Raw genomic sequence first — 7,205 nt, forward strand, 5'->3', positions numbered from 1 at the left:
TCTCATGTCACACCCTCCCTGGGGACAGGGTAGCATGAAATGGACGAGACCCGCGCCCTACGACTTCACAAGTCCGCCATCCAGCGCCTGATCGATCAGCCCGGCGGTCTCCTCGACCCCGTAAAGCGCCGCAAAGCCACCGAAACGCGGCCCCTGCGAAGCGCCCAGAAGCACCTCGTACAGTGCCTGGAACCATTCGCGCAGATTGCTGAATTCGTGGATCTTGCCGACGGCGAAAACCACCGACTGCAGGAACTCGTCCGAGGTGAAATCCACCTCCGGCAGCGGATCGTCATTGCCCACCAGCGCGTTCTTCTGCGCGATCAGCGCCAGCGCGGTTTCGCCGTCGCGGAAGGCCGCGGCCAGATCGACCATCGCGGCGCGCTCCTGATCCGTCGGCAGGCGGAACACCTTGGCGGGCTCCACGAAGTCCTCGTAATACTTCACCGCGTATCCGGCGGCCGCATCCAGGTCCGGATGCGTCTCGGGCGAAGCCTCCGGCGCGTAACGCTGGATGAAGCCCCACAGCGCATCCTTGTCATGGGCATGGGCCACCGAGGCCAGGTTCAAGAGCATGCTGAACGGCACCACCATGTTCGACACCGGCACGTCGCCGCCGTGGATGTGCCACACCGGGTTGTTGAGCTGCGCCTTCACGTCCTGCTTGTGATAGGCATTCAGCTGCTGGTGATACTCGTCCATCGCCTTCGGAATGACATCGAAATGCATGCGCTTGGCAGTCTTGGGTTTGAGGTACATGAAATAGGCCAGGCTTTCGGTCGAGGCATAGGTCAGCCACTCGTCGATCGAGATTCCGTTGCCCGAGGTCTTCGAAATCTTCTGCCCATTGGCGTCCAGAAACAGTTCATAGGTGAAATGCTCCGGCGCGCGCCAGCCCAGGATGCGGCAGATCTTGTCATAGATCGGCGTGTTGGTGCTGTGGTCCTTGCCGTACATCTCGAAATCGACCTCCAGCGCCGCCCAGCGCGCGCCGAAATCCGGTTTCCATTGCAGTTTCACATTGCCGCCGGTGACTGGCAGGGTCCATTCGCGCCCGTCCTCGTCGTCGAAGGTGATCGTGTGATCCTGCGCGTTCACCTCCTTCATCGGCACATAAAGCACCCGCCCCGTTTCCGGGTGGATCGGCAGGAAGACCGAATAGGTCTGGCGGCGCTCCTCGCGCAGGCTCTTCAGCATGACTTCCATGATCTCGTCATACTTCTCGACCGCGCGTTTCAGCACCTCGTCGAACTGGCCCGAGCCATAGAATTCCGTCGCCGAGTAGAAATCGTATTCAAACCCGAACGTGTCCAGGAACCGGCGCAGCATCGCGTTGTTGTGGTGGCCAAAGCTCTCATGCGTGCCGAACGGGTCCGGGACGGAGGTCAGCGGTTTCTGCAGGTGGTCGTGCAGGCTGTCCGAATTCGGCACGTTGCCCGGCACCTTGCGCATGCCGTCCAGATCGTCCGAGAAACAGACCAGCTTGGTCGGTATGTCCGAGATCACCTCGAAGGCGCGTTGGATCATCGTGGTGCGCGCCACCTCGCCGAACGTGCCGATGTGGGGCAGACCCGAGGGGCCATAGCCTGTCTCGAACAGCACGTAACCCTTTTCGGGCGCGCCCTTCTGGTACCGTTTGAGCACCCGGCGGGCTTCTTCAAACGGCCAGGCTTTGGACGACATCGCGGCATCGCGAAGTTCGGGGCGCAGTTCGGACATTCAGCTCTCCATCGGACAGGGCGGCCGCGTCATGCGACCGATCTCGACGTCCTATTGTGCAGGCGCGGCACGAGTCAACGCGAACCCGCCAATTCCGCGGCTTTTCCATTCGATTTCACCCCTAAACCGTGGCCTTTTTCACGATCCAGGCGCCAATCGCCCGCACATCCCGCCCCGCCGCGTCGCCATCACGCAAGGACAGGAAATACCCCCGGGTCGAGGTCTCCGAATGCCCCTCCAGCCGCACCATCGCGCCGGTCTCCAGAAACCCGTCCAGCACCCCGTCCCAACACAGGCAGACCCCCTGCCCGGCCAGGGCCGCATTGACCAGCATCGCATAGGAGCTGAAATCGAGCACCCGCGCCCCGTCGGGCATCTCCTCGCCCGCCGCCTTGAACCAGCTGGGCCAGTCATGCCACTGGCTGCGCGCGGTCTCCATCGTCAAGAGCGTCATGGCCGCCAGATCATGCGTCTCGGCGCTCATGCCCCGGCGGGACAGATAAAGCGGGCTTGCCACCGGATAGACCTGATCGCCCAGCAGCCGGGTTTCTTCAGGCCGTTCGTTTTCCGGCAGGCCAAAACGGATCACCACATCGCCGGGCCGCACCGCCTCACCATACTCCTGACTGATGATGCGAATTGTCACCTCGGGAAAGGCATCCTCCAGCTCCCCGAGCTTCGGAATGAGCCAGAACCCGACCAACCCCGAGGGTGCGGTGACGGTGACAACCCGCGCTTTCGCCGCCGCCCGCAACCGCGTCACCGCGCTTTCGATCTGCCCGAACCCCCCGTGCAGCGCTTGCAGCAAATCCCTGCCCTGCTGGGTCATGCGCACGGGCTTGCGGCTTCTGTCGAACAGCGCGCAGCCCAGATCGGCCTCCAAAGCCGCGATCCGCCGGGAAATCGCCGGTTGCGAGACATTCAGCTCCCCGGCTGCCGCGGTCAGAGTTCCATGGCGGGCCGCCGCATAGAAAGCGGTCAGGCCCGAAAAGGGGGGAAGGCGCTCCATCTATCATAACTCCAGCGTATATTATCATTCACCTTTACCCTATCGACAGCGGCCCTGTCACCGCCCTAGCGTCCCCGGTGAAAGGAGACCCGCAATGACCGACATGACCGACAGCTTTGTCACCGATACCCGCCACCCTCCGGCCGACAATCTGCCGCACGCGCCCAGCTCCGTGCCGCTGGTGGTGGATGCCGCCGACGTGCCGCTCTCGGGCGGGACCGATCCGACCTACGGCTGCGTGCGCTGGCGCACCCTGATCAATGGCGAGGCCGACAACCCGCGCGACATGGTTCTGGGCATTGCCGAGTTCGCCCCGCACGGCCGTCTGCTGCCGCATCGCCACGACCCGGCGGAGTTCTACTTCGGCCTCGATGGCGCCGGCACCGTCACCATCGACGGGGTCGGCCACCAGATCGGACCGGGCATCGCCATCTACGTGCCCGGCGGCGCCGAACACGAAGTCGAGGCCGGGCCCGAAGGCCTGCGGTTTTCCTACGGATTTGCCGTCACCAGCTTCGAGGCGATCGAATACCGCTTTACCGCCTGCGCCTGACCCACTTCCGGTTGACCACGCCCCCTGCCCGCCTATGCTGCGGGCAGGACACAACCGACAGGATCCGCGCCATGAGCGAACAAGCCCCCCATCCCCTGACTCCGCAGGATTGCCTGGTGATGATGATGATCGCCGTCTCGGCCTCGGACGAGACCGTGCGCACCTCGGAACTGGTCACGATCGAGGGGATCGTGAACCACCTGCCGGTTTTCGCCGACTATGACATGGACAGGATCAAGACCGTTTCGCAGACTGTCTTCGACCTGTTTGGCGAAGTGGACGGGCTGGACGCGCTCTTTGGCCTCATTCGCGGCGACCTGCCCGAGCATCTGTTCGAAACCGCCTATGCGCTGGCCTGTGACGTGGCCGCCGCCGATGGCGCGCTGAACGAAAGCGAACTGCGCCTGCTCGAGGAAATCCGTTACGAACTCAACATCGACCGGCTGCACGCCGCCGCCATCGAACGCGGCGCACGCGCGCGTCACATGATCGCCTGAGCCTCAGCCAATGGCCCGTCCCGGTTTGCCCCGCTGCCGGGCGATGCGCGCATCCGTGACCTTGACCCAGATCGCCAGCGCGGCTCCGGCCAGGCAGTAGGCCAGCCCGACCAGCAGGACCAGCCAGCCCGGCAGCGGCCCGATCTGGGCGCGCGCCAGGAAGGTGGCGAGATCCGGCACCGGTGTTGGGTGAATGATCAGCTTTCCGACATAGGCCAGCGCCTGAATCACCAGGATCCACAGGTAGTTGCGCCGCACCCGCCGGGCCAGCGCCGTGGCAAAGCTGATGTGAAATTCGGGCTTCAGGTAGTCGTCCGCCAACACGGTCTGCCAGCTTTCTTCCGTGTGCAGGTCCCCGTCCTTCAGCATCGGCGCATAGAAATGCGTCTCCAGCCAGCGCGACCGGGCCCGCCAGACATTGAAATAGCGATACCGGCGCGCTTCGAGCACCAGAAACAGCGCCATCAGAACCCCGACCAGGATCAGGGGCAGCGCCGAGGCCTCGGGCGAGGCAAAGGAAATCGATAGGGCCACGCCCAGCGTCACCACCGCCCAGTTGGTCGAAGTGTCCAACCGTGTGCGCCAGATCGTGCTGCGGTAGACCTCGCCACGGTAAAGGTGTGCCAACGCGCCGATTTCGGCGGCGGTGAATTCCTGTGCGGCGTCCGGTTTGCGCTTGTCCATGCCCTGCCCTCCCATGCCTTTCGGCCAGCCTAGCCACCGGCCGATCCCGCGTCCAGAGAGCCGCCCCGCCCCGCTTGCGCAACCGGAGCCCGGGCCAAATGTCACAGCAGGGCTGCGGCGGCTTGAAGCCGGGCGGGCACGGCGCCATATCACGTAAACCAAATCTTTAAAGAGGTTAAAACCGCCCCGGTTTGCCCTTTAAGGATCTTAACATCCGGGGATCACATGCGCGACGACACCATGACCGCCTTCACCATCGCAAGCCGCTGGCCCGCCACCCGCCCTGATGCGATCCAACTTTATTCGCTGCCCACACCCAACGGGATCAAGGCCGCGGCCATGTTGGCGGAAACCGGGCTCGATTTCGAGGCGCACCTGGTCGATATCACGCAAGGCGACCAGATGACGCCCGAGTTCCTCTCGCTGAACCCGAACAACAAGATCCCCGCGATCATTGATCCCGACGGGCCGAACGGCAAGCCGCTGCCGCTATGGGAAAGCGGCGCGATCCTGATCTACCTTGCTGAAAAGACAGGAAAATTTCTGCCGATCAACCCGCCGGAACACTATGAGACGATCCAGTGGGTGATGTGGCAGATGGGCGGGCTCGGCCCGATGCTGGGCCAGTTCGGCTTTTTCCATGCCTTTGGCGGGGCAGAAATCGAGGACAAGCGCCCGCGCGACCGCTACCGCGACGAAGGGCGGCGCCTGCTTGGCGTTTTGAATCAAAGGCTTGCCGGGCGTGATTTCATCATGGGCAGCGAATACACCATCGCCGATATCGCCGCCTGGCCCTGGGTTCGCGCCATCCACACCGCCTACGAAGCTTATGACGAGATGGGCATGAAGGACTTCCCCGAAGTGCTGCGCTAGCTCGACGTCTGTTTGGCGCGGCCAGCCAGCAGGCAGGCGGTAAACACACCGCCCAGACCCTAACGCCAAGCCATTGAATTAGAACGGGATTTCCACCCGCCAGCAGCGGTCCCGGCTGGGCCCGAGCTCAAACGTCATGCAGCTCAGCCCAGCGCGTGATCAGCTGGTGTTGCACCCGCCGTGCGCGCCGTGACCACCCGCGCGCACCCGGGGGCCGCTCACGATCCGCCCGGGCAATCTTGGCGCGCCGTTCGAGATCGCCGGTAAAGATCGCGAATGCCAGCGGGCGCCCGCCCTTGGTTGTCACGTAACCCGCGAGGGAGCTTACGAAATTCAGCGTCCCGGTTTTTGCGCGCACCTGGTGTGCCTCGCCCTCGATCAGGTCGCCATTTTGGTCCAGCGCCGGAATTTCCTTCATCAACCCATGCAGATCGGATCCTGCACCGGTCTTGACCAGCGCCGCGACCATATCGCTGGCCGAGAGCCGGCTGGTATCGCTCAACCCGCTGTGATCCTTGAGTTTTGGCCGTTTTGCCGCCATCTCGGCCTTCATCCATCCGCTCATGCTGCGCGCCGAACTTTCAAGGCTCGTGACCTGTGTGCCGCGGGCCTGGCTGGCCGTGAGACCCAGCACCTCGGCCACCAGGTTGTTGGAATGTTTCAGCATCAGCCGGGTGATCGTCGACAGGGGGACGCTGTTCTGCACCGCCAGAACCCACCCCTTCACCGGTGTCTTGCGACTCACCCTCGGCGCCGGCAGTCGCACGCCCTGCGCCGCCGCCAGCACCTGGAACACTTCTCCGGCATAGAGATCCGGCCGCCGCACCGGCAACCAGCGAGACCCGCCGTTGCCCAGCGCCGTACGGGCCACTGTCCATTTGTCCACGTCCCGCGCCTGTTCATAAGTGTAAACGGGCATATCGCGATCCACCACGCGCATCTCGGCCATGCGCACCTCGGGCCTGTACCGGTCCGAGCGCGCATCCATCGCCACCGTGTATTTTCCCTCCACCGGTTTCCATTCGAAATGCACCCGGTTGAAATTCAGGTTCAACCCGCCGATCGCCGGATTGTAGCCCAGGTGGTCGGGCTGGCCCGGATCGATCTGACGCTGATAGGGCAAAGCGCCGGCATGGACACGGAACATGCCGGTCACACCGATCACACCGGCGGCCTTCAGCCGCGCGGCCATGTCGGCCAGGGCGTTGGTATCCAGCATGGGGTCGCCACCGCCAACCAGCACCAGGTCGCCCTGGATCCTGCCGGCCTCGACCGGGCCGGTTGCCACCAGCCGCGTGGTGAACACATGATCCGGCCCCAACATATCCAGCGCATAGGCCGCGGTGACAGCCTTGGACACGCTTGCCGGAGGCATCTGCAAAAGGGGATTGTGCGTTTCCAGCACCCGGCCGCTGCGCGCATCGGCCACCACGCAGCCGAACTTTCCGCCCAGCCCGGCCGTCGCAATCAGCGCCTGCAGGGATGGCGTGCTGCGGGCGGTGAAATCCGCAGGCCGCCGCAGTGGCACGGGCGAGCGCATCGGTGCCTTTGCCAGGCCCGGCTGGGCCAGGATGGCGCCAAGTCCCCCCAAGAGAACGCGTCTTGAAATCCCCTTCCCCATAAACGGACTTAACCGTGCGAGGCTGGCAGTTTCAAGACGGCATGCCCCAATGGGCACAGGTATTTTGAGAGAATTCCGAGGGGCTCACCACTCGCCACGTGCCCGTATGGCCGAGCTCGCCGAAATCAGCGATCTTTCCCACGAACTGGAGTCCATGTTCATCGCCGTGATCGATGGGCGGGTAGAAAAGAACGAAAACCTGCTCGAGTTGCTCAAGGACAGCTTCGATCTGCTGCACCGGCAGGTGAC

The 7,205-nt window shown here is 63.8% G+C and carries 7 protein-coding genes; 3 read left to right on the forward strand and 4 right to left on the reverse strand.

Translation table 11 applies throughout. The annotated features are described in order from the left end of the window. Positions 1-57: 57 nt before the first annotated feature. Positions 58-1,719 carry a lysine--tRNA ligase gene (locus Q1V43_RS02675; RefSeq protein ID WP_300513667.1) on the reverse strand — a complete coding sequence of 554 codons (1,662 nt, stop codon included), beginning with the start codon at positions 1,717-1,719 and terminating at the stop codon, positions 58-60. 121 nt (positions 1,720-1,840) lie between these two features. Further along, positions 1,841-2,728, reverse strand: a complete 888-nt coding sequence (locus Q1V43_RS02680) for a LysR substrate-binding domain-containing protein (RefSeq protein WP_300513669.1) — start codon at positions 2,726-2,728, stop codon at positions 1,841-1,843. A 94-nt stretch (positions 2,729-2,822) separates the two neighbouring features. Between Q1V43_RS02680 and Q1V43_RS02685 the strand changes: the two genes are divergently transcribed. Both Q1V43_RS02685 and Q1V43_RS02690 read left to right on the forward strand, forming a co-directional pair. Beyond that, positions 2,823-3,281 carry a cupin domain-containing protein gene (locus Q1V43_RS02685; RefSeq protein WP_300513671.1) on the forward strand — a complete coding sequence of 153 codons (459 nt, stop codon included), beginning with the start codon at positions 2,823-2,825 and terminating at the stop codon, positions 3,279-3,281. Between the two features lie 71 nt (positions 3,282-3,352). Then, the gene (locus tag Q1V43_RS02690; protein ID WP_300513673.1) at positions 3,353-3,778 is read left to right on the forward strand and encodes a tellurite resistance TerB family protein; all 426 of its coding nucleotides are present in this window, start codon (positions 3,353-3,355) and stop codon (positions 3,776-3,778) included. Positions 3,779-3,781: 3 nt separating this feature from the next. Here the strand turns inward: Q1V43_RS02690 and Q1V43_RS02695 are convergent, their stop codons facing one another. Continuing rightward, entirely contained in the window at positions 3,782-4,462 is a 681-nt protein-coding gene (locus Q1V43_RS02695; protein ID WP_300513675.1) for a DUF2270 domain-containing protein, read from the reverse strand. 225 nt (positions 4,463-4,687) lie between these two features. On the opposite strand from Q1V43_RS02695, the gene Q1V43_RS02700 reads away from it, so the two are divergent. Continuing rightward, positions 4,688-5,335: a glutathione S-transferase C-terminal domain-containing protein gene (locus Q1V43_RS02700; protein WP_366146198.1), complete on the forward strand. Its 648-nt coding sequence runs from the start codon at positions 4,688-4,690 to the stop codon at positions 5,333-5,335. A 127-nt stretch (positions 5,336-5,462) separates the two neighbouring features. Here Q1V43_RS02700 and dacB read toward each other — a convergent pair whose 3' ends face one another. Continuing rightward, on the reverse strand, positions 5,463-6,956 hold the full coding sequence (gene dacB / locus Q1V43_RS02705; protein ID WP_300513677.1) for a D-alanyl-D-alanine carboxypeptidase/D-alanyl-D-alanine-endopeptidase: 1,494 nt from the start codon (positions 6,954-6,956) through the stop codon (positions 5,463-5,465). Between the last annotated feature and the right edge of the window lie 249 nt (positions 6,957-7,205).

This window comes from Aliiroseovarius sp., assembly GCF_030148435.1.
In the GTDB taxonomy this organism is placed as follows: Bacteria; Pseudomonadota; Alphaproteobacteria; order Rhodobacterales; family Rhodobacteraceae; genus JASBTN01.

Coding starts and splice junctions, on each gene's coding strand:
- Q1V43_RS02675 (WP_300513667.1), bottom strand. CDS start 1,719: ATGTCCGAACTGCGCCCCGAACTTCGCGATGCCGCGATGTCGTCCAAA.
- Q1V43_RS02680 (WP_300513669.1), bottom strand. CDS start 2,728: ATGGAGCGCCTTCCCCCCTTTTCGGGCCTGACCGCTTTCTATGCGGCG.
- Q1V43_RS02685 (WP_300513671.1), top strand. CDS start 2,823: ATGACCGACATGACCGACAGCTTTGTCACCGATACCCGCCACCCTCCG.
- Q1V43_RS02690 (WP_300513673.1), top strand. CDS start 3,353: ATGAGCGAACAAGCCCCCCATCCCCTGACTCCGCAGGATTGCCTGGTG.
- Q1V43_RS02695 (WP_300513675.1), bottom strand. CDS start 4,462: ATGGACAAGCGCAAACCGGACGCCGCACAGGAATTCACCGCCGCCGAA.
- Q1V43_RS02700 (WP_366146198.1), top strand. CDS start 4,688: ATGCGCGACGACACCATGACCGCCTTCACCATCGCAAGCCGCTGGCCC.
- dacB (WP_300513677.1), bottom strand. CDS start 6,956: ATGGGGAAGGGGATTTCAAGACGCGTTCTCTTGGGGGGACTTGGCGCC.